The organism is Flavobacterium limi, assembly GCF_010645075.1.
Lineage (GTDB): Bacteria > Bacteroidota > Bacteroidia > Flavobacteriales > Flavobacteriaceae > Flavobacterium > Flavobacterium limi.
In genome coordinates this window covers 318200-342896 of record NZ_JAADZV010000006.1, presented here as the reverse complement: position 1 = coordinate 342896, position 24697 = coordinate 318200, and the positions used below count along the sequence as shown (strand labels likewise).

27 protein-coding genes are annotated in these 24697 nt (G+C 33.0%); 11 read left to right on the top strand and 16 right to left on the bottom strand.

The features are described from left to right. Positions 1 to 82: 82 nt before the first annotated feature. Positions 83 to 850: a sulfite exporter TauE/SafE family protein gene (locus GXM16_RS14650; protein ID WP_163395233.1), complete on the bottom strand. Its 768-nt coding sequence runs from the start codon at positions 848 to 850 to the stop codon at positions 83 to 85. Positions 851 to 974: 124 nt separating this feature from the next. Between GXM16_RS14650 and GXM16_RS14645 the strand changes: the two genes are divergently transcribed. Then, a complete protein-coding gene (locus GXM16_RS14645; protein WP_163395232.1) occupies positions 975 to 1496 on the top strand; it encodes a DUF7935 family protein in 522 nt (173 codons plus the stop codon). Positions 1497 to 1520: 24 nt separating this feature from the next. Here the strand turns inward: GXM16_RS14645 and GXM16_RS14640 are convergent, their stop codons facing one another. From GXM16_RS14640 to GXM16_RS14630, 3 genes are all read right to left on the bottom strand, one after another. Then, positions 1521 to 1955, bottom strand: coding sequence for a hypothetical protein (locus GXM16_RS14640; protein WP_163395231.1), 435 nt, complete (start codon positions 1953 to 1955; stop codon positions 1521 to 1523). A 10-nt stretch (positions 1956 to 1965) separates the two neighbouring features. After that, positions 1966 to 2868: a patatin-like phospholipase family protein gene (locus GXM16_RS14635; protein WP_163395230.1), complete on the bottom strand. Its 903-nt coding sequence runs from the start codon at positions 2866 to 2868 to the stop codon at positions 1966 to 1968. Between the two features lie 114 nt (positions 2869 to 2982). Continuing rightward, positions 2983 to 5043 carry a M1 family metallopeptidase gene (locus tag GXM16_RS14630; RefSeq protein ID WP_163395229.1) on the bottom strand — a complete coding sequence of 687 codons (2061 nt, stop codon included), beginning with the start codon at positions 5041 to 5043 and terminating at the stop codon, positions 2983 to 2985. Between the two features lie 65 nt (positions 5044 to 5108). Between GXM16_RS14630 and GXM16_RS14625 the strand changes: the two genes are divergently transcribed. The 3 genes from GXM16_RS14625 to GXM16_RS14615 are packed head-to-tail and all read left to right on the top strand — an operon-like array spanning position 5109 to position 7093. Further along, the gene (locus tag GXM16_RS14625) at positions 5109 to 5879 is read left to right on the top strand and encodes a Dph6-related ATP pyrophosphatase (RefSeq protein ID WP_163395228.1); all 771 of its coding nucleotides are present in this window, start codon (positions 5109 to 5111) and stop codon (positions 5877 to 5879) included. An 11-nt stretch (positions 5880 to 5890) separates the two neighbouring features. After that, positions 5891 to 6397, top strand: coding sequence for a hypothetical protein (locus tag GXM16_RS14620; RefSeq protein ID WP_163395227.1), 507 nt, complete (start codon positions 5891 to 5893; stop codon positions 6395 to 6397). 3 nt (positions 6398 to 6400) lie between these two features. Then, positions 6401 to 7093, top strand: a complete 693-nt coding sequence (locus tag GXM16_RS14615) for an aspartyl/asparaginyl beta-hydroxylase domain-containing protein (protein ID WP_163395226.1) — start codon at positions 6401 to 6403, stop codon at positions 7091 to 7093. Here GXM16_RS14615 and GXM16_RS14610 read toward each other — a convergent pair whose 3' ends face one another. From GXM16_RS14610 to GXM16_RS14585, 6 genes are all read right to left on the bottom strand, one after another. Next, entirely contained in the window at positions 7094 to 8791 is a 1698-nt protein-coding gene (locus GXM16_RS14610) for a carbamoyltransferase family protein (protein WP_163395225.1), read from the bottom strand. It abuts the gene before it with no gap. Between the two features lie 50 nt (positions 8792 to 8841). Continuing rightward, positions 8842 to 9426 carry a chemotaxis protein CheB gene (locus GXM16_RS14605; RefSeq protein ID WP_163395224.1) on the bottom strand — a complete coding sequence of 195 codons (585 nt, stop codon included), beginning with the start codon at positions 9424 to 9426 and terminating at the stop codon, positions 8842 to 8844. Further along, positions 9408 to 10217: a CheR family methyltransferase gene (locus GXM16_RS14600; RefSeq protein WP_163395223.1), complete on the bottom strand. Its 810-nt coding sequence runs from the start codon at positions 10215 to 10217 to the stop codon at positions 9408 to 9410. Before GXM16_RS14600 ends, GXM16_RS14605 begins: the two co-directional genes overlap by 19 nt. A 7-nt stretch (positions 10218 to 10224) precedes the next feature. Continuing rightward, on the bottom strand, positions 10225 to 10590 hold the full coding sequence (locus GXM16_RS14595) for a response regulator (protein ID WP_163395222.1): 366 nt from the start codon (positions 10588 to 10590) through the stop codon (positions 10225 to 10227). Positions 10591 to 10606: 16 nt separating this feature from the next. Then, positions 10607 to 14182, bottom strand: coding sequence for a response regulator (locus GXM16_RS14590; protein WP_163395221.1), 3576 nt, complete (start codon positions 14180 to 14182; stop codon positions 10607 to 10609). Positions 14183 to 14245: 63 nt separating this feature from the next. Next, positions 14246 to 15469: a hybrid sensor histidine kinase/response regulator gene (locus GXM16_RS14585; protein ID WP_163395220.1), complete on the bottom strand. Its 1224-nt coding sequence runs from the start codon at positions 15467 to 15469 to the stop codon at positions 14246 to 14248. 244 nt (positions 15470 to 15713) lie between these two features. Between GXM16_RS14585 and GXM16_RS14580 the strand changes: the two genes are divergently transcribed. Together GXM16_RS14580 and GXM16_RS14575 are read left to right on the top strand one after the other, a co-directional pair. Further along, positions 15714 to 16562: an SDR family oxidoreductase gene (locus tag GXM16_RS14580; RefSeq protein ID WP_163395219.1), complete on the top strand. Its 849-nt coding sequence runs from the start codon at positions 15714 to 15716 to the stop codon at positions 16560 to 16562. Positions 16563 to 16578: 16 nt separating this feature from the next. After that, on the top strand, positions 16579 to 16839 hold the full coding sequence (locus GXM16_RS14575) for a SemiSWEET family sugar transporter (protein WP_163395218.1): 261 nt from the start codon (positions 16579 to 16581) through the stop codon (positions 16837 to 16839). 58 nt (positions 16840 to 16897) lie between these two features. Here GXM16_RS14575 and GXM16_RS14570 read toward each other — a convergent pair whose 3' ends face one another. The 3 genes from GXM16_RS14570 to GXM16_RS14560 all read right to left on the bottom strand — a co-directional run bounded on the left by GXM16_RS14570 (position 16898) and on the right by GXM16_RS14560 (position 19028). Next, positions 16898 to 17731 (bottom strand): hypothetical protein, encoded by an 834-nt coding sequence (locus GXM16_RS14570; protein WP_163395217.1) that lies wholly within the window; start codon positions 17729 to 17731, stop codon positions 16898 to 16900. Between the two features lie 264 nt (positions 17732 to 17995). After that, a complete protein-coding gene (locus GXM16_RS14565) occupies positions 17996 to 18337 on the bottom strand; it encodes a hypothetical protein (protein WP_163395216.1) in 342 nt (113 codons plus the stop codon). A gap of 259 nt (positions 18338 to 18596) precedes the next feature. Beyond that, complete coding sequence (locus tag GXM16_RS14560; RefSeq protein ID WP_163395215.1) at positions 18597 to 19028, bottom strand: response regulator; 432 nt, start codon at positions 19026 to 19028, stop codon at positions 18597 to 18599. A 213-nt stretch (positions 19029 to 19241) separates the two neighbouring features. On the opposite strand from GXM16_RS14560, the gene GXM16_RS14555 reads away from it, so the two are divergent. Beyond that, positions 19242 to 19742 carry a pyridoxamine 5'-phosphate oxidase family protein gene (locus GXM16_RS14555; protein ID WP_163395214.1) on the top strand — a complete coding sequence of 167 codons (501 nt, stop codon included), beginning with the start codon at positions 19242 to 19244 and terminating at the stop codon, positions 19740 to 19742. A 38-nt stretch (positions 19743 to 19780) separates the two neighbouring features. Here GXM16_RS14555 and GXM16_RS14550 read toward each other — a convergent pair whose 3' ends face one another. From GXM16_RS14550 to GXM16_RS14540, 3 genes are all read right to left on the bottom strand, one after another. Continuing rightward, the gene (locus GXM16_RS14550; protein ID WP_163395213.1) at positions 19781 to 20488 is read right to left on the bottom strand and encodes a DUF72 domain-containing protein; all 708 of its coding nucleotides are present in this window, start codon (positions 20486 to 20488) and stop codon (positions 19781 to 19783) included. Beyond that, the gene (locus GXM16_RS14545; RefSeq protein WP_163395212.1) at positions 20485 to 21216 is read right to left on the bottom strand and encodes a DNA-formamidopyrimidine glycosylase family protein; all 732 of its coding nucleotides are present in this window, start codon (positions 21214 to 21216) and stop codon (positions 20485 to 20487) included. Before GXM16_RS14545 ends, GXM16_RS14550 begins: the two co-directional genes overlap by 4 nt. A 66-nt stretch (positions 21217 to 21282) precedes the next feature. Next, positions 21283 to 21855, bottom strand: a complete 573-nt coding sequence (locus GXM16_RS14540; protein ID WP_163395211.1) for a YciE/YciF ferroxidase family protein — start codon at positions 21853 to 21855, stop codon at positions 21283 to 21285. Positions 21856 to 22059: 204 nt separating this feature from the next. Between GXM16_RS14540 and GXM16_RS14535 the strand changes: the two genes are divergently transcribed. The 4 genes from GXM16_RS14535 to GXM16_RS14520 all read left to right on the top strand — a co-directional run bounded on the left by GXM16_RS14535 (position 22060) and on the right by GXM16_RS14520 (position 24696). Then, positions 22060 to 22386, top strand: a complete 327-nt coding sequence (locus GXM16_RS14535; protein ID WP_163395210.1) for a hypothetical protein — start codon at positions 22060 to 22062, stop codon at positions 22384 to 22386. A gap of 40 nt (positions 22387 to 22426) precedes the next feature. After that, a complete protein-coding gene (locus GXM16_RS14530; protein WP_163395209.1) occupies positions 22427 to 22909 on the top strand; it encodes a hypothetical protein in 483 nt (160 codons plus the stop codon). Positions 22910 to 23182: 273 nt separating this feature from the next. Then, positions 23183 to 24166, top strand: coding sequence for a hypothetical protein (locus tag GXM16_RS14525; RefSeq protein ID WP_163395208.1), 984 nt, complete (start codon positions 23183 to 23185; stop codon positions 24164 to 24166). A 38-nt stretch (positions 24167 to 24204) separates the two neighbouring features. Continuing rightward, the gene (locus tag GXM16_RS14520; RefSeq protein WP_163395207.1) at positions 24205 to 24696 is read left to right on the top strand and encodes a DUF4280 domain-containing protein; all 492 of its coding nucleotides are present in this window, start codon (positions 24205 to 24207) and stop codon (positions 24694 to 24696) included. Position 24697 lies beyond the last annotated feature (1 nt).

Sequence of the window (24697 nt, the reverse complement as noted above, 5' to 3'; positions counted from 1 at the left end):
ACACTAAGTTTTTTCTGAAGCTAAAACTAAGATTAATTGAAGTATCACGCCGGGGTTCAAACAATTGGCATTCTTTAAAAAGCTACTTGTAGAAAACGTCGTAAGCAAACCGGATTAAAGTCCCCACAACAACAACCAAAAAGAAAACCCGGATAAAACCATTTCCCTTATTGATAGCCAGTTTTGCACCAAGCCAGCCTCCAATTCCATTGCTGATTGCCATCGGAATTGCAATGCTCCAGATGATTTTTCCTTTTATCATAAACAAACAAATCGAACCAAAGTTGGTTGCAAGATTTACCATTTTAGCATTCGCGGAAGCGTGCAAAAAATCAAACCCTAATAAAGTTATAAAAGCAACCACAAAAAAGCTGCCTGTTCCCGGGCCAATAAACCCGTCATAGAAACCAATAATTACACTGATAATGACAGCATAAATGATCTGAGTCGTTGCAGAATGATTTTTAGCTACATGCTGTCCGAAGTTTTTCTTCGCATACGTATATACAAACAGTAAAGATAAAACCACCAGTAAAAGCGGTTTCATAAAATCATTGCTTACAAGAGTTAAAATGGCTGAGCCCAAAAATGCCGATGGAACTGCCAGACTCATCATAATCAAAAGTAATCTCCACTGGATAATTACATTTTTAAGATATTGAAAAGCTGCAAATGCTGTTCCGCTAAAAGCAGGAATCTTCAATGTTCCAATAACGGTCGAAACAGGCAAATTTGGCAATAAAATCAATCCCATTGGAGTTTGAATTAGACCTCCTCCGCCAACAATTGCATCAATAAATCCAGCTGCAAATGCTGCCAGACAAAGAAAAAATATAATATAGTAATCCATTAAAAATTGTATTTGAAGAGCTTAAAAAAGCAAGCAGCAAAAGTAGGGTTTAGATTTTGTTTTATTACTAAAATTTAAATCGTATTTCTCCTCAAAAAGTATATTTTTGCTAAAAAATATTAAAATGGATTTTACCCGAATTATAGAATTAGCGAGTTATACCTTACCAGCCATTATTACCGGATTTGTGGCTTACCGTTTTTTTGAACTACATATTAAAAACAATGATAAAAAACGTGCTTTTTTACTAAGCAGAGAATATCAGAAGCAATCTTTACCAATACGTTTGCAGGCTTATGAACGTATGACCTTATTTTTGGAACGTATCAACCTGACGAAATTATTGATTCGTATTGCTCCTATTTCACAACAAAAACACGATTACGAAAACTTCGTCATCGATCAGATTGAACAGGAATTTGAGCATAATTTAACCCAGCAAATTTACATGTCTGATGAATGCTGGACAATCATTACTACAGCCAAAAACGCAACCATACAAATGATTCGAAAAGCTGCCATGAGTGATCGTGTAGAAAATGCTGATAAATTACGTGAAGTAATTTTGAATGACTTATTAGAAAAACAATCGCCAAGCAATGCTGCTTTAGGGTTTATAAAAAATGAGGTTGCTGATCTTTGGTAAATAATTGTTTTAATATAATCTCAATTAAAGAATGTTAAGGATGGTTTGTACCCAATCTTCGTCTTTTTCAGAAATTATTATGGTTTTAAACCCATATTTTTCTCCTTCCATCTCAACACCAACTGAATCATCAATATGAATATTAATATTGTACATCGGAGGAAATTTTGAGCAATTAATATTATGCTTTTTAATTTCCTTTTGATGTTTCTGTTGGTTTATCACAAAATCGACCGGAATTCCATAAGAACAAAACGTCCATTTAATTCTTCTTGCACTTCTATGGGAAGTTGTATAAACATATATTTTGTAATTGCGCTTTTTTATTTGTTTAAATAAATCAATTGTTCCCTCTCTTATGTTTTCAATCCCAAAAAGCTGCTGAAATAAATTCGTTTTCTCTAACCTAAATTTATTTTTAGCAATTAAAGTATCATCTAAATCAAAAGAGATTATCATATATAATGGATTATAACTTATTATCACTCATAATCTCAGACTTATTCTGAGCGTATTCATATCCCTGTTCCCACCATGTTTTCATTACCTCTTTATTAAAAATCAAAGCGTTATTTGTCAGTTTAGTTGGTGTATAGTATAAATTAAGTTTTACATTTTTATTGTTTGCTATTAGTTTTCCTATAGCAATGTCGTGTTTTTCAACCTGATCCAGGGCAATTCTAAACAAATCAATCATCAAAGAAAACGGGTTTTTACCAATAACAGTTTTCTCCATATTGACCTCTGTTTCCAGAATGATGACGTCAATTTCTGTTGCTCCACGGTTGATTGCTTCACGAATAGGTACCAGACTTGAAAATCCTCCGTCCCCATATTCGCAGTTGTTTTTTTCAACAAGGCTCATAAAAGGCACATAGTTACTCGAAATCCATGACCAGTCACAAAATTCTTCGTAAGTACATTCTTTTATTGATTTATATTCGGCTTCGTTTTTTGTAAAATTGGTTACTGTAATGACAACGTCTTTTTTCATCTTTTTTAACTGATTAAAATCAGATAATGAAAAGTTGCTTCTAATGTATTTCTTCAGTCCTTTACTTTCCCCAAACGTCCTTTTTCCTTTAAAAAACTGACGTATAACATTGAAGTGATTAATGGTTACAATGTCCACACCGTCTTTAACTTTCACTACAAACGGGCAAATATTAAAAATTTTTGACATGTTCACATTGGTATAAATCGAATGAATCTGTTCAATATTTCCGAGTGCCAGATGCGGAATTAACAAACTTCCGGTTGAAGTACCGAGGTATAAATCGTACTGATGCCTTTTTACTTCTAATAAATATTGTGCAACACCGCCGGCAAATGCGCCTTTACTGCCTCCACCGGAAATAACCAATGCTCTCATAAATTAATTGTAGGTTTTATTTTTAGAAGAAAGAAAATAGATTCAAGAATAAAGACTTTGGTATTCTTATATCTTTTTTGTTTCTCCTTCTCTATCTATGCTTCATTCACTATTTTACTCTTTCAACAAGCGATTCAGCTGAAACTTTTCATCAGGGCTCAAATTAGTCAAAATTCTTTCAAACGAAGCACGCATTTCAGAATTTTTTAATAACAATCGAATTGTATCTCTCCCAAATTTTGAAAATTGCCACATATGATGCGTTGTAGCATTAACTAAATTACTCAACACCTGATCGTTAATAATTTTAAATGCAATTAATTTTTCTAAAGCATTTTGTCTTGTAGTAGTTTCATACTTTATAGATGAAAAAGCAATTAATTCAGCAATTAATGCTTCCGGATCATTGTTGTAATTTTCTGTAGACAGTGCTAAAGAAAGCCATAACGTACGAATATTGTAATCATTGAAACCAACCCATTTTTTCGTTTTATCAAGATATTCTGTTCTTCGTTCAGGAAAATTCTTCCATAAAAAATAAAGGGCAATTTCCTGTGTCTGATAAGATTTATCTTCTAACAAAGTTTCATATTGGGTTCTGAAATCTTCCGGAATTTTCGATAAATTTTCTGCCACAGCCTGACGTACTTTTATATTGTTTGTTTGTAAAGCAGCTGTTAAAAGTACTTTTTTAGCTTCGTATTTTTCAGCTTCAATTTGCTCTACAATTGCAATTTTAACAGAATGATAAATATCTGAATTTAAAACTTTTAAAAAATAATCCTGCTTTTCATCCAAAGGTGTTTTTTTCAGTTTGTCTACTTCCAGACGTTCCTGAATTGCTTTATTTTTACTCAACAAGGCGTTGGCAGTTGGTGTATCAAAAGCTGTTGTTTCTAACCAGGTCTTCTGAAATTTATCCAGATCAAAATCAGATACTTTTTTAATTTCGTTAAAGAAATCCTGCGTATTTACCGTTTGATAGGCATACTTTTTTAAATAGCTTTTTATAGCTTTTTTAAAAGCCTTGTCTCCAATTGCTTCATGCAGAACAAATAATGCCCAGGCTCCTTTTTCATAAAAAGTCAATGAACTGGCTTTGGCATTTAAAACCGGAATTGCATCGGTTCTGGAAGCAAACTTGAGCTGTTGCGCCGTATCGTATAATTTTGAATAAAAATAATCTTCACCATAAATTTCTTTTTCGGCCAATAAAGCATAATACGTTGCAAAACCTTCCTGAAGCCAGTGATGTGTACTGCTTTCAGCCGTAATTAAATCTCCAAACCAATGATGTGCCAGTTCGTGTGCATCAACATTCGTATAATTTCGGTCTTCAAAACCAATTGAATCGACCACATAACGGGTCGCAAAAAGCGTTGTGGTCGTATTTTCCATTCCCGCATAAAGAAAATCCCGAACCGGAATCTGTCTGTTGATTTTCCATGGATATTTAACTCCTATTTCTTTTTCTAAAAAGTCAAAAATACGTTTCGAATAACGGTAAGTTGATTCAAAACGATCTGCATCTTTAGGTTCTAAATAATATTCAAGCGGAATTCCTGATTTTGACTTGAATTCTTTTTTATCAAAGTTTCCAATGGTAAGCATCAATAAATAGGAACTCATTGGTTTTTCCATTTGGTATCGCCAGTGAAATTGATCGTTTTCTTCCGTTTTTTGTTTAAAAATTCCGTTCGAAACAACCTGATAGTTTTTGTCATAAGTAATTTCTAAATTAAAAATCAGTTTTTCATTTACATCATCAAAACTCGGAAACCAGTTGCTCGTGTATCTTCCCTGCCCCTGTGTCCAGATTTGTACCTCAGCATTTTCAATATCTACAAAATACAAAGCTTGTTTTGGTTTTACAGTATATTCGAATGTTAATTGATTTTCGCCTTCCTGAAAATGATTTATGATTTGCAATTGTTTGCCTGTATTAATAAAAATAGCTTCTTTCTGATTCATTGTTACATTGGAAAACTCCATGTTTTTGGCATCAATCTTAATGGTATCGACCGGTTTTAAAACTTGAAACTGATAATTAACCAAACCTGATACCGATTTTTCCTTGGTATTTAGTTTTAATTGACCTGAAACCGATTTAAAATCGACAAATTGGGTTTGTTGTGCAAAAATGAAAGCGGTGAAAAATAATAGAATGTATTTCATGGAATAAAATTGAAGGCAAAATCCAAAGTTACAAAGGTTTCATCAACAAATCGAATGAAATTTGTATGTTTACATTAGAAAATTACGAGAACGTGTCAACACCTAAAAAAGCCTTATTTAACTGGAGCAGCGGAAAAGATTCTGCTTTGGCCTTATATAAAATCCTTCGGGATCCTGAATATAAAATTGAATATTTGCTTACGAGCGTCAATCAGCAATATCAGCGAATTTCAATGCACGGGGTGCGTACAGAATTACTCGAAGCACAGGCTAAAAGTATTGAATTACCTCTCAAAATAATGCAGATTCCGGAAATGCCCACTATGGAAGTGTATGAAAATGTCATGACTGAAACTTTATCCGGATTGAAAAAAGAAGGTATTACACATTCTGTTTTTGGGGATATTTTTTTGGAAGATTTACGAAAATACCGTGAAAACAAATTAGCTGATATGGGTTTTAAAGGCATTTTTCCAATCTGGAAAATCCCTACTCCTGATTTGATTCAGGAGTTTATTCGTTTAGGCTTCAAAACCATTGTAGTTTGTGTAAACGAACGTTATCTTGATAAAAGTTTTACGGGCCGGGTTATTGATCAGGATTTTATAAATGATTTACCTGAAAATGTAGATGTCTGTGGCGAAAACGGTGAATTTCATACTTTTACTTTTGATGGACCCATTTTCTCTAAAGCTATTAATTTCGAAATTGGTGAAACAGTTTATCGCAAATATGAAAAGCCTAAAAATCAGGATTCTTCCAATACAGCCTGCGACACAAACGCAACCGATGCATTTGATTATGGATTCTGGTATACTGATTTAATTCCGAAATAATTTATTTGAAAATGAGTATCCAAAATCAATCATCTGAGTTAGAAAAAGTCCTGACATTCTTAAACGAAATTGGGATCAACGTAATTAAGAAAGAACTCCAGACTTCTTTTTTGCCGGGACTGGATTTAGGTCCGAATTGTCTTTATATTGATTTTGAAAAATTATTGTACCCGGGTGATATCCTTCATGAAGCAGGACATCTTGCCGTAACAACTTCAGCTGAAAGAAAAATTGCCGGTACTGACAAAATGGCTTCTGACTGGCCTTCGCAAGGTGAAGAAATGGGTGCGATCTTATGGTCTTTTGCTGCTGCCAAACATTTAGAATTACACAGCGAATTTGTATTTCATCCCAATGGTTACAAAAATGAATCGGAATGGCTGATTTCAAATTTTGCTAGTGGAAATTATATCGGATTGCCTTTTCTGGAATGGGCCGGACTTGCCTTAGGAAAAGTAAATGCCGCAAAAGAAGGAAAAGAACCTTTCCCTAAAATGCTAAAATGGCTAAGAGATTAACTTATGGATAAATTAGTTCGCTCAATAAAATTTCCGATGTTTTTTGATCCTGAAAAACTTAAAACGGATGTCCAAAAAATCATCGATAAAAAATGGACCAATCATTACAACACAAATGATTATTCCGGGAAATGGACTTCTATTGCCTTAATGTCACAAAACGGAAAATCGGATTCTATTTTTGCACTTCCAAAAGGTGATGAAAAACTGGTCCCTACCGAAATCATGGAATCCTGTACTTATTTTCAGGAAATTCTGGATAGCTTTCTGTTCGCAAAAACTGCAGTCCGATTGCTGAAATTAGATGTTGGCGCCGAAGTTAAACCACATACCGATAATTGTCTGGGATATGAAGACGGCTGTTTTAGACTTCATATTCCAATCATTACAAATAGTGAAGTTGAATTTATTTTAGACGGAAACCGTTTGATTATGAACGAAGGCGAATGCTGGTATATTGATGCTAATTTTACCCATTCGGTCGCAAATCGAGGGATGGAGGACAGAATTCATCTGGTTATTGACGGGCTTCGTAATGACTGGACAGATGATTTGTTTTATAAAGAAGCCAGTCAAAATGAATTTGTCAGACCTGTCACAGAAACTTCCGAGAAAGAAAAACAGCTTATAATTGCCGAACTGAAACGTATGAACCCACCAAATTTAGAGGCTATTTTGAAAGATTTAGAATATTGATTACTTTTCGATTATATAGTTTTCCATAACTAAAATATCCAAAGCTGTAATTTCGAATAAATGAAGTGCTTCTTCAGGAGTTTCAACAATGGGCATTCCTTTTTTGTTCAGGCTTGTATTGAGTAAAACTGCAATTCCACTTTGTTCATAAAATGCCGTAAGTAATTTTACAAACTTTGAATTCCAGCTTTCTTCTACTGTCTGTACACGTGCCGAACCATCCCTATGTGTTACATTTTTAAGTTTTTCTAAATATTCAGGTTTTGTTTTATCTACCAAAATCATATAAGGACTATTTCTTCCTTTTACAAAATATTCTCCCACATTTTCTTTTAATACTGCCGGCGCAAAAGGACGAAAATCTTCCCTGAATTTAATATCCAGATTGATATGGTCTTTCATCCCTTCAATTCCGGGATGTGCCAAAATACTTCTTCGGCCTAAAGAACGAGGACCAAATTCCGCTCCCGACTGAAACCAGGCAATTGTTTTTCCCTGATTTAATTTTTCGGCACAATAGTTTACTAACTCATTTTCATCTGAAAATTTTCTAGGTTTATATTTTTTGTTTTCATCTTTGTTCAGCGTCGTTTCAATTTCATCATTTGAGTATGTTTTTCCGAAACAAGTACTGCCGTCATGAGGTACTTTTGGCATGTTCAAATATTCCAGCCAGCCATAAAATGCACAGCCAAGCGCCAGACCATTATCTGCAGCAGCGGGTTCAAAATAAATATTTTCAGCTATTTTACTATCCTGAAGTTTGGCGTTTGCCACAGCATTAAGTGCAACTCCGCCGGAATAGCATAAATTTTTATGAGGAAATTTTTCCAACCGGTTATGAATGCATTTTAAAACTGCTTTTTCGACCTGCTCCTGAGCCCATTTTGCTACATTGGCGTAATACTCAAAGTTGTTTTTGAAATAATCATATCCTTTTGACGGATTGGCAAATTGATTTTTCCAGTCTTCATTTACAAACAAATTGCCGGATTCAAATCCAAAAGCATCAAAATCATAAATCCCTGAATTTCCAAAAGGCGCAAGTCCCATTAATTTCCCAACATCATCCATATCCCCGAAAACATAATGGCTAACGGAAGCATAAAAACCTCCAATAGAATGCTGTGTTGTAGGAAGTGAAAATAAACTGTCTGACCTTTCAGCCATTTTACTAAAATCTTTTAGCAAAGGCGTTAATTTTTGGCCGTCAAAATGGTAAAAGCTGTCTTTTTCGCAAACCATCTGAGTTTCATTCAGAATTTCAGGGCTTACATATTGTTTTTGTTCAGAATGCAATTTAAGAAACTGATCCAGCGGACTTCCACAGCCATCAATAACCATTACGGCACATTCGGAAAATGAAGAAGTTCCAACAGCACTGTAGGCATGCGCCAGATGGTGTGAAATATCAATGATTTTTAAATCCGGTACTTCTGCAAAAAGTCTTTTACCTTTATATTGACTTCGATCGGGAATATCGAAATTTGCACATTGTACTACAAGCGAAATATCTTTTAACTGAATCCCTTCAGCATCCAGACAATACTGAATTGCGAGATTATCATTTCCACCATCATGTTTAATTCGGGTTAACCGTTCTTTTTCAATGCCTACGCATACACGACCATTTTTCAGTAAAACCGCAGATCCATTGTGTGAAAGTCCGGTACCGAGAACATAAACAGGTGAATTCATTAAATCTATATTATTTATAGTTATTTTATAAATTACTAAAATAATGAAACTTAATTATCTATTGAGAGAATAAACTGAAGTATTTCCTGAATATTTAAAACATAATCAGGTATTGTATTTTGAATAGCACTATTGGGCATAAAAGGCATGTCGGCAGATTTCGGATCCTGTACAATAATAGTCCCTCCTTCATTTTTGATTGCTTTTAGTCCTTCTGTTCCGTCAGCATTTGATCCTGACAGCAAAATACCGGTCAGATTATTTTTGTAGATTTCTGCTGCCGATTCAAAAGAAACATCAATACTTGGCCTGCTATAGTTTATTTTTTCAGAAGTATCTAGTGATAAAGTGCTATTCTTTTCGAATAATAAATGGTAATTCGAAGGCGCAATGTAAATAAATCCGGGTAAAAAAGGAACTTTATCCTCTACCGGCTTTACATTTATAATGGTTTTTAAAGCGATAAGTTCTTCTAAAGTTTGTTCATCAGTGCTTTTTCGGTGCAATACAATTACAATTGCAAAGGACTTAATTGCACACAAATGCGGTAAAATCTGCATCAGCGCATTCAAACTTCCTGCAGAGCCTCCTATAATTACGACCCTAAAATCCGGAATTATCTGATCTTTCTCCATATCTTTTCTCTATCCAATTGTTTGTATTTGCCAGGAGCTATTGAATATTTAATAGTTTCCTTTGTACCTAAAGCTAAAAAACCCAAAACAGACAAGCTTTCATCAAATAAATTAATGGCTCTTTTTTGCAGGTCATTATCAAAATAAATCAAAACATTACGACAAAAAATTACATCAAACTCATTAAAAGAGTTATCTGATACAAGGTTATGCTGAGAAAAAACCATTTTTTGAGCTAACTCTTCATCAAATTTTGCAATGCCGTAATTGGCAGTATAATAATTCGAAAAATCTTCTTTTCCTCCAGAATCACGGTAATTTTCTGAATACTCTTTCATCATCCTTAAAGGAAAAATCCCTTTTTTCGCCGTTTCTAAGACTTTAGCATTAATATCTGTTGCATAAATTAACGATTTATGCAGTAATCCTGCTTCTTTCAATAAAATGGCCATTGAATAAACTTCTTCACCTGTTGAACAGCCAGCATGCCATAAGCGAATAAAAGGTTTTGTCCCTAATAACGGAAGAATTTGATTTCGAACTACAGAATAAAAAGAAGGATCCCGAAACATTTCAGTAACATTTACTGTAATTTCATCTACAACATGTTTGTAATATTCCGGATCGTACCTGATTTTTGATAAAAATTCATAAAAATAAGCAAATCCATCCAGTTGATATATCCTGTTTACACGTCTTTTTAAAGAGGCTCTTGAATAACTGCCAAAATCGAAACCATAATATTCATATACCTCATTTATAAGGGTTTCTAATTCAATATCTTCAATCATAACACTTTCAAATTTTGCTCAGTAACAAAAGCAATTTATCCACATCAACCGGTTTTGAAATATAATCATCCGCACCAGCTTCCAAACATTTTTCCTTATCCCCCTTCATTGCCTGAGCTGTTACCGCTATGATAAATGTTGATTCATGTGACGGAATTTGCTTTATTAACGGAATGGCCTCGTAACCATCCATTTCAGGCATCATCATATCGATTAAAACTGCATCTATATTTTCATCTGAATGTAATATTTTCAAAGCTTCCTCGGCACTCAGACATGATAAACAATCAAATGATCTGGCACGAAGTGTGTTTTCAAGAGCAAAAATATTTCTGGAATCGTCGTCTATAATTAAGAGTCGTTTTTTATTCATTTTTACTTCTTTTTGATTAAACTTTATCATACAGCCACACCCGTAACAACGATAGGAGCTGATCAATATCAACGGGCTTTGTAATATAATCTGAAGCCCCTGCCCTGATGCATTTTTCACGGTCGCCTGTCATGGCCTTTGCTGTAACAGCAATTAACGGTAATGTTAAGTGTCTTGGATTAGTTCGTATTTTTTCTGCCGTTTCATAACCGTCCATATTTGGCATCATCATATCCAGCAAAACAATATCAGTGTTTGGATTTTCTTCAAGCATTTTAATAGCTTCTTTACCATCAAATGCAGTAATTACATTCATTTTAAATACTTCTAAGGCCTTTGTCAGCGAATAAATATTACGAACGTCATCATCTACTATCAAAACCGTTTTATCAAATAAAATGTTATTCAGTAAATTCAGTTTTTTATGGTTTTCTTTTGTACCTGCTGTACTTTTGTTTTCTTCAACCAAATGCAGGAAAAGCGATACTTCATCAAGCATTCTCTGGTACGAATGTGCTGTTTTTACGATTATAGAATCTGCATATTTTTTAATTTTTATTTCTTCTTTAAGAGACAAACTTTTTCCCGTAAATACAATCACAGGAAGATTTTCTAAGCCCGGGCTTTTCTTAACGCCATCCAGAATTTCGTAAGCCTGTTTGTCAGGTATTCCCATATCTAAAATCACACAATCTACATCACTCTTATCGAGTGCTTTTAATCCTTCAGAAACTTCGCTTTTAATTTCAGAATTTATATTATAGCTTCCTAAAAAGTAAGCCAGCGCTTTCGCATGCTTAGGATTATCCTCAATAATAAGGACTTTTTGAGCTTCTTTATTAATGATGTGTTCTATTCGTACAAAAACCTCCGGAATTTTATCAAATGCTACGGGTTTATCCAGAAAATCAACGGCTCCTTTTAACAAACTCTCCTGTTTCAGTTTATGTGATGACATAATATGCACCGGAATATGTTTGGTTTGTGAATTGTTTTTAAGTTCTTCCAGAATTTCCCAACCGCTTTTTACAGGAAGTTCAATATCTAACAAAACACCAATTGGTTTATACAGCAAAGCAAAATTTAAGGCGTAATCACCTCTTACTGCTACTACTCCCTTATATCCTTTTTTCCTGCTGAATGTTAATAATGATTTTGCAAAATTAATATCGTCTTCTACAATCAGAATAACTTTATCATGCTCTGAAATTGAGTTTCTGTCATCTTCAACTTCTTCCGGAATTACTGCACTGATGTATTTATTATTACTGTTATTTTCCTGTATTTCATCATCTTGCTGCTCAATTTCAATAGGTGGAGTTTTTAAAGCTGTTTTCTTTTTTTGCGATGAACCAAATACCGGCAGGCATAAAGTAAAACTGCTTCCCACATTTTCTTTACTATGCAGAATGATTTCTCCGTTAAGCAATTTTGCCAGTTCACGACTTATTGATAAACCTAAACCGGTTCCGCCATATTTTCTTTTGGTTGATCCGTCTGCCTGCTGAAAAGCTTCAAAAATTAAAGGCTGTTTATCTAATGGAATTCCGATTCCTGTATCTTTTACAATAAAACAAATTATATTATTATCGTCATCATTTATCTTAATTTCTAAACTTACTGATCCTTTTTCCGTAAATTTTATAGCATTTGAAATTAGATTTTTAAGGATTTGCTCCAGACGCATTTTATCTGTTTTAATAACTATCGGAGCCTTTTCTGAAATAATTTCAAAATCAATTTTTTTCTCTTTTGCAACTACCGTAAACAAATTAGACAGATTGTCTGTGATTTCTTTGGTTGAAACATCTAAAAATTCGAGTTCCATTTTACCTGCTTCAATTTTAGACAGATCCAGAATTTCGTCTATCAGGCCCAATAAGCTATTACCTGAACTCTGAATCACCTTTGCAAACTCAATTTCTTCAGAATTCATACTTTTGTTGTTGTTCTCGGATAATAATCGGCTTAAGAGCAAAATAGAATTTAAAGGAGTCCTTAATTCATGCGACATATTTGCCAAAAACTCTGATTTGTAACGTGTAGTGAGTTCCAGCGCTTCTGACTTTTTCTGAATTTCGGTATTTCTTTCTTCCAATAAAACACTGCGTTCAGAAAGTTCCTCATTGGTTTGTTCCAGTTCTTCCTGCTGCACTCTTAACTCTTCTTCGGAAGCCTGTAGTTTTTCGGTCTGCGTTTCTAACTCGGCATTCATTGCTTCCAGTTCACTATGCTGAATTCTTAATTCTTCTGACTGCGCCTGGGTTTCTTCGAGAAGTTCTAAAACTCGTTTTCTGTTTTGGGTTGATTTTATCGCAATCGCGATATTATTGGAAACTGTCTGTAAAAATTCCAATTCAATTTCTGTAAATTCTTTTACGCTTGCCAATTCAAACGCCCCTTCAATTTTAGTATCAATCAAAGGTACTGCAACAATATGTTTTGGTTTTATTTCACCCAAAGCATATGTAATCTGAACATCCCTTTCTGAAAATGATTTTAATTCAAGTATTTTTCTTGAAACCACGCATTGTCCAATCAATCCTTCTCCTTGTTTGATATGCTCTCTGTTTTTATTCGGAAGATAGCTGTAACCCGAAATCGCATAGAGTTCATCTCCATCAATTGCATAGATTACTCCTGCATTGCTTTTGGTGTATTGACATATAAACTCTATCACATCTTTTGATAATCTTTCAAGTTCCTTATCCCCGATCATCACATTATTTAGCTGCGCGATTCCGGTCTGCAGCCACTCTTTTTGTGACAATAAATCAAAAGATGATTTTAAGGAAGCTCCCATGCTATTGAGTGATTCTCCCACACTTCCCAGTGCATCAGATTTGGTATCATCGACCCTTATATCATAATTTCCTCTTGAGATATTACCTGCAATTGTACTTATTGCCTTAATTCTTTCTGCGGTTTCCTTGTCTTTTCTTTCCAATTCTTCCTGCAGAAAGGAGCGTTCATTATAATCTTTTAAAATGCGCAGCAAGAATACAATCGTTATGATGAAAGCGATAATAAAGGCTGCAATGATTAAAATAAAACTGTAATTGCCATATCGCTGTGAATTGGCATTACGTTCCTTTAAAAGTATCTGTTCACTGTTCTCGATATTTTTATAATAAGTACGCAGTTCATCCATCATCTTTTTTCCTTCATTAAGGTCAAAAGAAACAGTATTTTTACCCAATCGTTTTTTAACTACCTGATTATGTAAATATTTATAAAAAACGTGGGTTCGTGATTTTACTTCTTTCAGGTTCTTTTGCTGGGAAGGATTATCCTGTGTAAGTTCATCAAGTAACCCAAAAACTTTATCTGATCTTTTTTCGGCATCGTTATACTGATCTAAAAATTGCTCATTTCCGGTTATTAAATAACCACGCATACTCGTCTGCGCATCCGTTACTATAGATATACCTTCGTTGAGATTATAAATCACTTCCTGGGTATGGTTTACCCAGTAGTTGCTGTTGAGCAGGCTTCTAATACTTAAAAATGAGGCGAAAGAGCTTATCATTAATATCAATAGAGAAACCAATGAACTGATTAATAAATTTCTTTTAAAGTTATTTTGTTTCATATGCTGGCAATATTTCTTTTTTTATCTGTCATATGCAATTCGCTAGTGCTCATTTCATATAAATTATTTTATTTCCTGATATTCTAAAGGTAAAACCATAATAAAGCTTGCTCCCTTTCCAATCTGGCTTTTGGCAGTAATTAATCCGTTATGTTTTTCGATTATTTTTTTTGCTATAGCAAGTCCAATACCTGTTCCTTCATAGCTTTGACGGTCGTTCAGACTCTGGAAAATAATAAAAATCCTGTCCAGGTAAATTTCATCAAAACCAATTCCGTTATCCTTTACAATGATACGGCAATAACTTCCGTCGGGAGAAGGTTTGGCATCAAAATCTTTGGTTTCGATCAATTCTGATGTAATCTCTATTACAGGATTTTCAGTATTGTTTGAAAATTTAAGGGCGTTCCCAATTAAATTTTGGAAAACCTGCCTTAACTGACTCGGAATACTGTCAATAGTTGGAAGTACATTTGTTTTTATTGTAGCGTTTTTACGTTCGATCAGATAATCAAAGTCAGAAAGCACTTCCTGCAAGACTTCATTTAAATCTGTTTTTTCAGGCTGTACTTTTGATGATAGTCTTGAATAGGCAAGCAAATCTGTAATTAAAGTCTGCATTCTTTCTGCTGATTTAATCGTTCGGTTTACGTAATCTACCGCCTTGTCGTCTTTTGCAAGATAGAGATCTTTGATTATTTTGATAAAGATTTGAATCTTCCGGATAGGCTCATTCAAATCGTGCGAAACTACCCAGGCAAACTGCTGAAGTTCATGATTTTTTAGTTCCAGTTCTTCATTTTTTAAGATTAGCTCTTTTGTTCTTTCTGTTATTTTTACTTCCAGATTATCCTGTGCTTCTTTTCGAATTTTAATTTCTTTTGAAAGCAGTTCTTTCATTTCTTTTAACTCATTCTGCTGCTCGTAAATCTTCAGGAATGTTTTTACTTTTAAAATCAGCAAATCAGTGTCAACAGGTTTTGTAATATATTCTACGGCTCCCGTTTCGTAACCCTTAAAAATGTATTTTTTTTCTATGTTAAGAGCTGAAAGAAAAATGACAGGAATGTCTTTTGTTTTTTTATTCCCGGAAAGAATTTTTACTACTTCAAAACCGTCCAGACCAGGCATCTGAACATCCATAATAATAAGACAGTAGTTGATTTGTAAAATTTTCTTTAATGCTTCTTCGCCTGATTCCGCAGTATCTACTTCGATATTATGCAGCTCTAAAGTTTTTTTTAAGGCTATTATATTTGCCCTTATATCGTCTACAATCAATATCATCTATTTGTGGTCTAAGGCGTTATAGTTAATGTAAATGTTTTAAAATTTACTTTCAAATTAAAGGTTATAAACTCTCAAATATATCCAAAAAAAAATTAACCCTTTTTTTATTTAAAATTATATTCATTACATAATTCCCATCTCCTTTGTTTTAGGTGTTTTTGCGACAATGATAAATTCTTTTAAGTTAAAGATTTCGATGTATCCGGGGTATTTTTAGTATAAATATTAAATTAAGAGAGTCATGAAGAATACAAAAGCATTTCCTGAACAAAAACAAAATTTGCCCGGAAACGAATATTTGATGAATCCTGAGCCAGAAATTATTAAAGAGAATTATACCGGAAGCGGAAAACTTCTGGGTAAAGTAGCTTTTATAACCGGAGGTGACAGCGGAATTGGCCGAAGTGTTGCTGTTCATTTTGCCAGAGAAGGTGCCAATGTAGCAATTGTATATCTTAAAGAAGATAAAGATGCCCTAAAAACAAAAGAGCTTGTTGAGAAAGAAGGCCAGCAATGCCTGCTTGTCAGCGGTGATCTGAAAGATGAAAATTTTTGCAAAAATGCTATAAAAAGCTGTGTCAAGACATTTAACAAAATAAATATAATTGTAAATAACGCCGCAGTTCAGTTTCCTCAGAATGAGCTGGAAAAGATTACAACGGCACAGCTTCAAAAAACATTTGAAACCAACATTTACCCTTATTTTTATATTACCAAAGCTGCTTTGCCTTTTTTAAATAAAGGTGACAGTATTATAAATACGAGTTCGGTCACTGCTTACCGCGGAAGTGAACATCTTCTTGATTATTCCAGTACAAAAGGTGCAATTTTAACTTTTACCAGGTCATTATCAACTATGCTGGCAAAAAAACAAATCAGGGTTAACGGAGTTGCACCCGGACCAATCTGGACTCCGCTTATTGTAGCAACATTTGATAAAGTTTCTGATTTTGGTAAAGATAATCCAATGGGAAGAGCCGGCCAGCCATCAGAAGTTGGTCCTGCCTATGTTTTTCTGGCTTCTGAAGACAGCAGCTATATTACCGGACAATTTATTCACATAAACGGCGGAGAGCTTGTTGGAGGATAATTAAAATTAAAAAAACATGAATTTCATTAATATACTTGGTCTCTTTGCAGGAATTTGTGTTACAGTTTCGGTTATTCCGCAAATAATAAAAGTGTGGAAGACAAAAAAAGTAAAACAAATTTCGCTGTTGACTTTTAGCGTACTTACTTTTGGAATTGCGATGTGGGTTATTTACGGAATTCTAAAAAATGATTTTCCTATTATTATCACCAATAGCATTTCGTTATTCCTAAATTTAATAATGGTTTATTTTCTTATTTATTACGAAAAAGAATAAACATTAAACAAAAAAAAACAGCCCTTAAAAGCTGTTTTTTTTCAATATATGATGCTTGCTAGCTAACTAATTTTTGATTGTATAATTTACTGAACGCCAAATGGTACTTCTCTTTAATGACTTTTGACAAATAACTTCGGCTTACCTGGCCAACTCCTGAAAAAACCTCCAATAAGTTCAAATTAGATACTCTTTTCAGTTCTTCTATTTGTTTATTGGCTCGTATTGCAATTGGCTTTATATCTTTCGCATATCCGTAAGTATGCTGATCCAGTTCAACCTCTAAAACGCTTTCTAAAATCCTGTTTTTCAGCAAATTTTTAACAATTCCCTTTTGTGGAACTGTATGAAACTCTTTAATTTTATCAGCAATTTTTGAATTTTGCTGACCTGCGTAAGCATAATGACCAGACTTATTATTGAATACTTTATTTATATCTACAAATAATCTACTATTCTCAGACATTTCAGCATTGTGAGTATTGACACAAATTATCGAAAACTCAACATGTTTATAACCTTCAAAATGCAATACACTATTAATATTTGACGTATTTCTTATAATACCTGTCTGATTGGACTTTATTTTTTTTCTTTCACCATTAATTCCAAAACTATGAGTCAGACTGCCTTGAAAACAATATGTAAATAAAATAGGCGAATTAACAAAGGATTCAATACTCAGTTCAATATCTTGATTAAAAAAAATATTAAACTGGAAATACGAAATTTGTTTGTTCAGCGAAATACCGCTTATAACTCCATTTGCATTTTTAGAATTAACCGATAAATTGTATTGATTATTTTCTAAGGTTAATGTTCCGTTAAGACTATCTTTAAGGTCATTAAAAATAGTGTTTATTCCGCCTGTATTTAAGTAAAGTTTTTTCATCTGATCACTTTTAAAAAGAGTTATTATAATTAATAGAGTTCAAAATTTTAAACTTTAACTATCTTTTTTGAACAATTCAAATTTCGCTATACTGTGAAATTTTGTTGTTATATAATTTTTCGTACAACTTTCATAATTAATACTTTATAAAAAATAAACGAAAACAAAAACAGCTGCTCTAAACTATATATAGTCTGAAACAGCTGTTTTTTCAGCAAAATAAAAAAATCCTAAACCTATGTAACCATGATCTAAATTAAACTCTTATGTAAGTTTTTGAATATCAGCATTTGTTGAGTAGTTTTTTTCTGGTATATCTTTAAAAAATTCGGCCGCTTCCAAATCTCCGGTTGGGCCATATCCTAATAAATAGGTCCCTTTTTTATTATCTCCTGTTTCTATAATATATAGAATAGACATATCTTCCGGATTGCTCATACCTTCGTATCGGTGGTGGGCAACAATAAAAATTTCTTCAGGCTGATAAGAATACTTCGATTCGGTTTCAACAAGTGCTCCATCCTGAAATAAAAAATTACAGCAATATCCTTTTTTTTGATATTCATCAAGATATTCTAATTCGTGTTTTGAAAGTTCGTTTTTCATGACAGTCGTTTTTATGAAGGCCCGAATAAAATTAGCCAACTTTATCAATACAAATTTCATGTATTCTGAATCAGGCTTTTGACTCAAAAAATATTTTTTTTATCTCATAAGATATTGTGATGAACAGTATTATTGATTACATAAAGAATTTTGTATCATTATCTGATAATTTTGAACAACATCGGGATTTGAAAACAGCCAATAAAAAAAGCAGCCAATTGTAAAAGTAATTGGCTGCTTGGTATGAGATTTTTAATGTTTATGCTTTATACACAAAATTCTGATCGGTTGTAATAAAATTTTTCCAGTCTATTTCTAAAGTAAAACTAATAATCTTTATAATATCACTCATAAAAACAGGCTTCGTTACAAAATAATTGGCTCCGAGTGTACGACATTTTTCAATAATCCCCGGTTCATTAGAAGTCGAAAAGACAATTATAGGAATATCTTTTTTTGCATTATTATTCCGGAGTTCTGCCAAAACATCAAATCCGTTTTTTCCGGGCATATTTAAGTCTAAAAAAACAACACTTGGCGTTGGCGGCGGGTTATAAATTGCATTTAACAATTTCTCTCCTCCTGTATAGGTTTGAAGTATGATTTTTTTTTCCAATGATTCTACAGCATCAGCAAAAATACTTAAATCATCCTCGTCATCATCAGTGTAGAATATAGTTATATCATTCATGGGGACTTTCTAAATTAATAAATGATCCAAAGATATATAATAAAATAGAATTACCAATAAAATCCTAATTTCTAAATAACTTTTTAGAATAGAAATATCATAATACTGAAAATGAATTATATAACTATAAAAGAGCAAAATATATGATCTTTATTTGACTTACATCTAATCTTTATTTCACATATATCTAAATAAAATTCAAAAAATAAAATCATGGGAGATCACAAAGACCTTAAAAGCTTTTCAGCCGCAGAAAAGATCAGAGATTTGGCTGAAGATATAAAAACCTGCATGTTATGCACTTACAAAAACGGAAAATTACAATCCCGTCCAATGTCATTTCAGGAAATAGATGAATATGGAAATCTTTTTTTCTTATCAGATAAGAACAGTAATAAAAATGCCGAAATTATGGAGAATTCAAAAGTCGAACTCATTTTTTCACAGCCACATGATAAATTTCTTTTTCTGCATGGAAATGCTTCTATTTCTTATGACAGAAAAAAAATTAAAGAATTATGGAATCCAATCATTAAAGTATGGATGACTGGTGGAGATGATGACCCAAACCTAAGCATTATAAAAGTTATTCCGGAAGATGGTTATTACTGGAATAACAAACATGGTAAAATGGTAGCTATTGCAAAAATGACAATAGCTTTTGTTACAGGAAAAACTATGGATGACGGGATTGAAGGTAATCTCGAATTATAAAACTTATAAAAAAATGGCAATTTTAAAGGATTGCCATTTTATATTTTTTTGAATTCCAAAGCATTTAAGATTCCTTCTGTACTTGCCGTATTATTAAAATACACAAAGGCATTTTTGTGTTCCAGCTTATTCTTTATCTGACTTAATTCAGCTTTAGAATAACCTGAGTAAAAAAGTTCACTATCACCGTGAAATCTTATATAAATTAAGGGAAACTCTGTAAAAATGGTCTGCGGTAGGCCTGGATAGCTGACACTGCAGAAGGTTATATTATTTTCAAGAAAGAGTTGCCAGACTTCTTCATTCCACCAGCTTTCATGTCTAAATTCAATTACATTTTTAAATTCCGGATTTAAATTGGCAATTGTATTGTTAAGCCTTTCCCTGCTATAGTGATACCCCGGAGGGAACTGAAACAAAATGCAGCCTAATTTATCTTTTAAGCCATTTTTAGAAATATTGTAAAAATCTTCAATCAGGTTTTTACAATTATCGAACTTTTTAATGTGCGTAATTTCTTTGGGTGCTTTAACAGAAAATATAAAGTTTTCAGGCGCTTTTTTATACCAATTATCGAATATCTTTATTGTTGGGAATTTATAAAAACTGCCATTGAATTCATATGTATTGAAATTTTTACAATAATATTCGAACCATTTAGATGCTGGGAGATTTTCAGGATAAAAAATACCTTTCCAAAACCGGTTATTAAAACTTGAACAGCCTATTAAAACTTGCTCTTTCATTGATATAATTTTTGACAGTTGGTGCAAAAGAAACTTCTTCTTTTTTTAGTACCAGTATATTTCTTTAAGAGTGGAAGATTACAGCGCACACAAGTTTTTTTGGTATGAGCAAGCCAGTGTTTTTTTAATTCATAATTTTTCTTCCATTCGAGAAACTGAAAACTATAGATAACACTTTCATCAATAAGTGTTTGGATATCCCTTTTCGGAATTTGGCCCACCAAAGATTCCGGATGGATTTTGCATCGGTACAAGACTTCATTTTTGATGATATTCCCTACTCCCGAAAATATGTTTTGCTCCAGCAAAGCATCACAAATCATCTGTTTTGGAATTTTATCCAGACTTTGTTTTGCTATTCCCGGATCCCAGTTTTCATTCATTACATCTTCTTTCCAATTATAATAAAGATTGATATCTCCTTCTAAAAGTTTAACAGAACATGTGTAAAAATTGATTTCTCCATCCGCAAAAACCAAACTTAGTCTTGGGACTGTTTCTTTTCTTTCATTAATCCGGTAAGTACCAAACATTAACATGTGTATTTTGATGGTGAAATCATCAAAACAAATCAAAAAATGTTTTCCCCAGCTTTTAAATTCACGGATTGTTTTGTCTTTTAATCTTACTATGTCAATACTGCTCGTTCCGGAAACATCAATGATTTTTTGACCCGTAAATTGCTGTACTTCTTCTTTTAATATCACTATTGATGGACCTTCTGGCATACTATCATGGTTTCATTAACTATAAAAGCACAGTATGAAAACTGTGCTTTTAAGTATTCAAAAAAATCACTCTAATTCTGCAGCTTCAAGATTTACGGCATTTACAGCAACTTCAGTAAGTTTTTTGTCTGCTCCTTTTTCTTCGTCAAGCGTTAGTTCTAATATGGCAGCTGCTTCTTCAAACCCTAAAGTTTCAGCAAACTGCCTCATTGTTCCATACGTGGCAATCTCGTAGTGTTCAATTTTCTGACTCGCTGCAATAATTCCGGCATCACGCACAACTCCTGGTTCTGTTTCTTCAAGAATTCCTTTTCCTTCTTCTATCAGCCCTTCCATGGCATCACACTTTTTAGCCGTGGCTTTTTTACCAATTAGTTCAAAAACTTTTTCCAGACGAATTACATGTTCCTCTGTTTCGGTAAGATGAGAATTTAATGCTTCTATTAAGTCTGCTGAAGTTGCATTTTTTGCCATTGTTGGAAGCGCTTTAATTAATGCTTTCTCTGCCCAGTATATATCTTTAAGACTTTCTTCAAACAACTCTGTTAATCCTGATGCGGCATCAGACTTTGGTTTTACTGCACTTTTTTTTGATTCCTGTTTAGGTGGCTTTTGTTTTTTACTATCTGTAGTTTTCATAATTGTATATTTTATCATTTAATATTCTCAAAATTAGACTGTTTACCTCAAAATTAGACTGTTTACCAACTGGTTGATTATATGATTTGATTTCAAAGTTTCAAGATAAACACCTGTATATTATGAAAAGAGACAGATAAATTCTGTAATGGAATTCATCTGGATCGTGGGTAGCTTTGTAATATCAATTCTAAAATAAAAAACATGAAAACTCACATCATATACCACACTAACAGATACAGCGATAACGAAAATGCACAGCTTTACTTTCAGCAAAAATTTCAGGGAGGATTTTTAGATCCTGATGCAGCTGTGTTAATCGAAAAGGCAATTGACAATCTTCTTAAAAAGGATAACATCCTTCGAAATGAAAATATTCCAAATGACGGAAGCATTAGCGAAGAAGAATATGTTAAAAAACATCAGGAAGACGATAATTACTACAAACCTGAAAAAACTGAACAGCCAGAAGAAGGTATACAAAACGATGAGAACTTAGACTATGATGAGTTAGAACAACGAAATGACTAATTCATGAGTTAAAAATTATTAAGAACTAAAAACTACCATTATGAGCACTATAGATCAAAATAGTACAGATAAAAATGTCCTTATGAATGAGGAACTGTATGGAAGCAACGAACATAAACAGACTAATAGAGAAATCGCTGAACAGGGATTTACAGTTCGAAATGGCCACGATCCAAACAAACCAAATCCAGATGAACGAATTACAAATAATGAAGACGATTTAGACGATCTGAATGATGATTTTCATGCAGACAGGGATCTTGAAGGAGATGATATGGATGAAGAAGATGAATTAGGTGAAGAAATTGATCTGGATGGCGATGAAAGAGTCGTTAATGACGAGTTTGACAATCCTTCTGATTCATTCGAAAACACTTTTAATGAAACAGAAGAAGATTTAGAAGATATTGATCAGGACGAGGAGGAGATTGAAGAAGAAGACGATGATGAATATCAGGAAAATGACATTCAGGAAGAAGACTCTGAAGAGGATTATCCTGCAAATGATCCTAGAAAATTCTAGATTAGATAAGTATGTAAATACATAGATTTTAGAAAAGGGGTAGCTTTTTAAGCTACCCCTTTTTTGCGTCAAAGCATAATATCCTTAAAAATAAACCATTACAATCAAATGTTTAGTTTTTTGAAAAAATTAACTTACATTTTTTGTGTATTTTAGATAAAAAGTAAGAAAAATACATATCTTAGCACTCTCTTTATCTTAATATTAGTAAATAAATGATACTAAAAATCTAATAGATAGAAGTAAAATTAAGTGTTGTAATAGTTGTAATAAATGATGTCAGATTTTAAAAACGTATTTTTAGAGAAAGATACTACTACGCTACAAATCAATCCTTTTAGTCAAAATAGAATCTATGGTCTAACTTGTCAGAATTTTGAAAACGATTCTTTAATCAGTTCGATACATTATGAAATACAAATGTTATGTATTCATAGCTATGAGAACAATTTCTTCTCTTACGAAATCAACAGAAAACAAGTCTATATCGATAACACTGCACCTGATTTAAAAATAGAGCAAATAGCGGATAGTTGTGCCCAGGCTATTTTTCCTGTCCAAATTAAAATTAGCGAGGATAGGAAAATTGTAGAAATAACAAATCATAATGATATTAAAAAAAGATGGCTGGTAATAAAAGATAAGTTGTCAAAATATTATGAAGGACACATAATTACTCAGATATTAAATAAAGTAGAAACCACTTTCAGCGATAAGGCTCTATTGTCAGAATCAATTTGTAAAACCTGGTTTTTTCATCTTTATTTCAGACCTATATATAATACGTACACAAAAAATAAATCACTAAATTTTGTTTGGGAATCACCTGTATTTGGCAATCAAATTATAAGTTATGATGTTCAGCAAACCATAGAAGAATACTACTCTGCAACAGATAAGCTTTTTATTAATATAAAAGGTAAATCGATAGATAAGAGATCTGTAAATGAACTTCTAAACGGATACAGTTATCCAAAGTCTGAAATGAGCGGCATTAAAACACAGCCTTTAGAATCCGAAATGGAAATACAATATAAATTATATGGGGAAGACCAAAGTATCTTTTCGGTTATCGGAACTTATAAAACAAAAATTACACAGAAAAAGTATAAAACTACTCAAATAGAAATCTATCATTTACCTGAAAACAGCTCCTTTAGGCCTTCATCCCAACCAAAACAAAAAAACATCTCTTACTGGATAAATGAAGAAGAACCAAAGAAAAAAAAGTCCGGTTTTTGGAACAGATTATTTTAAAGATTACCCCAAATAAGTAAACTAACACATAAGTTATTATGTCTGAAAAACATTTTGTAGTCCAGGGAGCAACGTGCCAATGCAAGTTTAGTGTTGAACCCAAAACGGATAAGCTAAAAGTAAAAACTCATTCGAAGCATTATGCAAATGACAAAGATGCAGGAGATAAACTTATTGCAACAGATAAAGAAATCGGGCAAACATTAGAAAAAAACACCTTCGGTAAATGTAAGATGCAGCCAAACGGAAGTGGCGACTATCTGCCGTGCCAGGCCACAATAATAAAATGGAATGATTTTTATGAAAAAGTAACTTTATCCAATCAGGGAAAAATATTACTTGAAGACAGTAAAGCAACCTGCCCTATAGGAGGACCGGATTGTATTACAGTTAAAGATCACGGTCAGACTTCAGAAGTAAGCAAGCAAAATGTAGAAAACAGCAAAGCAGAAATATTAAATGAAATCTTGCCTGGTGTTGATTTTGCAAATCTAGATGAAGCCGCTTTAATGATTGAAAAAAAAGATTAAA

Bases quoted from the DNA above. Each gene is read 5' to 3' on its own strand.
- GXM16_RS14650 (WP_163395233.1), bottom strand. From the start codon at position 850: ATGGATTACTATATTATATTTTTTCTTTGTCTGGCAGCATTTGCAGCT.
- GXM16_RS14645 (WP_163395232.1), top strand. From the start codon at position 975: ATGGATTTTACCCGAATTATAGAATTAGCGAGTTATACCTTACCAGCC.
- GXM16_RS14640 (WP_163395231.1), bottom strand. From the start codon at position 1,955: ATGATAATCTCTTTTGATTTAGATGATACTTTAATTGCTAAAAATAAA.
- GXM16_RS14635 (WP_163395230.1), bottom strand. From the start codon at position 2,868: ATGAGAGCATTGGTTATTTCCGGTGGAGGCAGTAAAGGCGCATTTGCC.
- GXM16_RS14630 (WP_163395229.1), bottom strand. From the start codon at position 5,043: ATGAAATACATTCTATTATTTTTCACCGCTTTCATTTTTGCACAACAA.
- GXM16_RS14625 (WP_163395228.1), top strand. From the start codon at position 5,109: ATGTTTACATTAGAAAATTACGAGAACGTGTCAACACCTAAAAAAGCC.
- GXM16_RS14620 (WP_163395227.1), top strand. From the start codon at position 5,891: ATGAGTATCCAAAATCAATCATCTGAGTTAGAAAAAGTCCTGACATTC.
- GXM16_RS14615 (WP_163395226.1), top strand. From the start codon at position 6,401: ATGGATAAATTAGTTCGCTCAATAAAATTTCCGATGTTTTTTGATCCT.
- GXM16_RS14610 (WP_163395225.1), bottom strand. From the start codon at position 8,791: ATGAATTCACCTGTTTATGTTCTCGGTACCGGACTTTCACACAATGGA.
- GXM16_RS14605 (WP_163395224.1), bottom strand. From the start codon at position 9,426: ATGGAGAAAGATCAGATAATTCCGGATTTTAGGGTCGTAATTATAGGA.
- GXM16_RS14600 (WP_163395223.1), bottom strand. From the start codon at position 10,217: ATGATTGAAGATATTGAATTAGAAACCCTTATAAATGAGGTATATGAA.
- GXM16_RS14595 (WP_163395222.1), bottom strand. From the start codon at position 10,590: ATGAATAAAAAACGACTCTTAATTATAGACGACGATTCCAGAAATATT.
- GXM16_RS14590 (WP_163395221.1), bottom strand. From the start codon at position 14,182: ATGAAACAAAATAACTTTAAAAGAAATTTATTAATCAGTTCATTGGTT.
- GXM16_RS14585 (WP_163395220.1), bottom strand. From the start codon at position 15,469: ATGATATTGATTGTAGACGATATAAGGGCAAATATAATAGCCTTAAAA.
- GXM16_RS14580 (WP_163395219.1), top strand. From the start codon at position 15,714: ATGAAGAATACAAAAGCATTTCCTGAACAAAAACAAAATTTGCCCGGA.
- GXM16_RS14575 (WP_163395218.1), top strand. From the start codon at position 16,579: ATGAATTTCATTAATATACTTGGTCTCTTTGCAGGAATTTGTGTTACA.
- GXM16_RS14570 (WP_163395217.1), bottom strand. From the start codon at position 17,731: ATGAAAAAACTTTACTTAAATACAGGCGGAATAAACACTATTTTTAAT.
- GXM16_RS14565 (WP_163395216.1), bottom strand. From the start codon at position 18,337: ATGAAAAACGAACTTTCAAAACACGAATTAGAATATCTTGATGAATAT.
- GXM16_RS14560 (WP_163395215.1), bottom strand. From the start codon at position 19,028: ATGAATGATATAACTATATTCTACACTGATGATGACGAGGATGATTTA.
- GXM16_RS14555 (WP_163395214.1), top strand. From the start codon at position 19,242: ATGGGAGATCACAAAGACCTTAAAAGCTTTTCAGCCGCAGAAAAGATC.
- GXM16_RS14550 (WP_163395213.1), bottom strand. From the start codon at position 20,488: ATGAAAGAGCAAGTTTTAATAGGCTGTTCAAGTTTTAATAACCGGTTT.
- GXM16_RS14545 (WP_163395212.1), bottom strand. From the start codon at position 21,216: ATGCCAGAAGGTCCATCAATAGTGATATTAAAAGAAGAAGTACAGCAA.
- GXM16_RS14540 (WP_163395211.1), bottom strand. From the start codon at position 21,855: ATGAAAACTACAGATAGTAAAAAACAAAAGCCACCTAAACAGGAATCA.
- GXM16_RS14535 (WP_163395210.1), top strand. From the start codon at position 22,060: ATGAAAACTCACATCATATACCACACTAACAGATACAGCGATAACGAA.
- GXM16_RS14530 (WP_163395209.1), top strand. From the start codon at position 22,427: ATGAGCACTATAGATCAAAATAGTACAGATAAAAATGTCCTTATGAAT.
- GXM16_RS14525 (WP_163395208.1), top strand. From the start codon at position 23,183: ATGATGTCAGATTTTAAAAACGTATTTTTAGAGAAAGATACTACTACG.
- GXM16_RS14520 (WP_163395207.1), top strand. From the start codon at position 24,205: ATGTCTGAAAAACATTTTGTAGTCCAGGGAGCAACGTGCCAATGCAAG.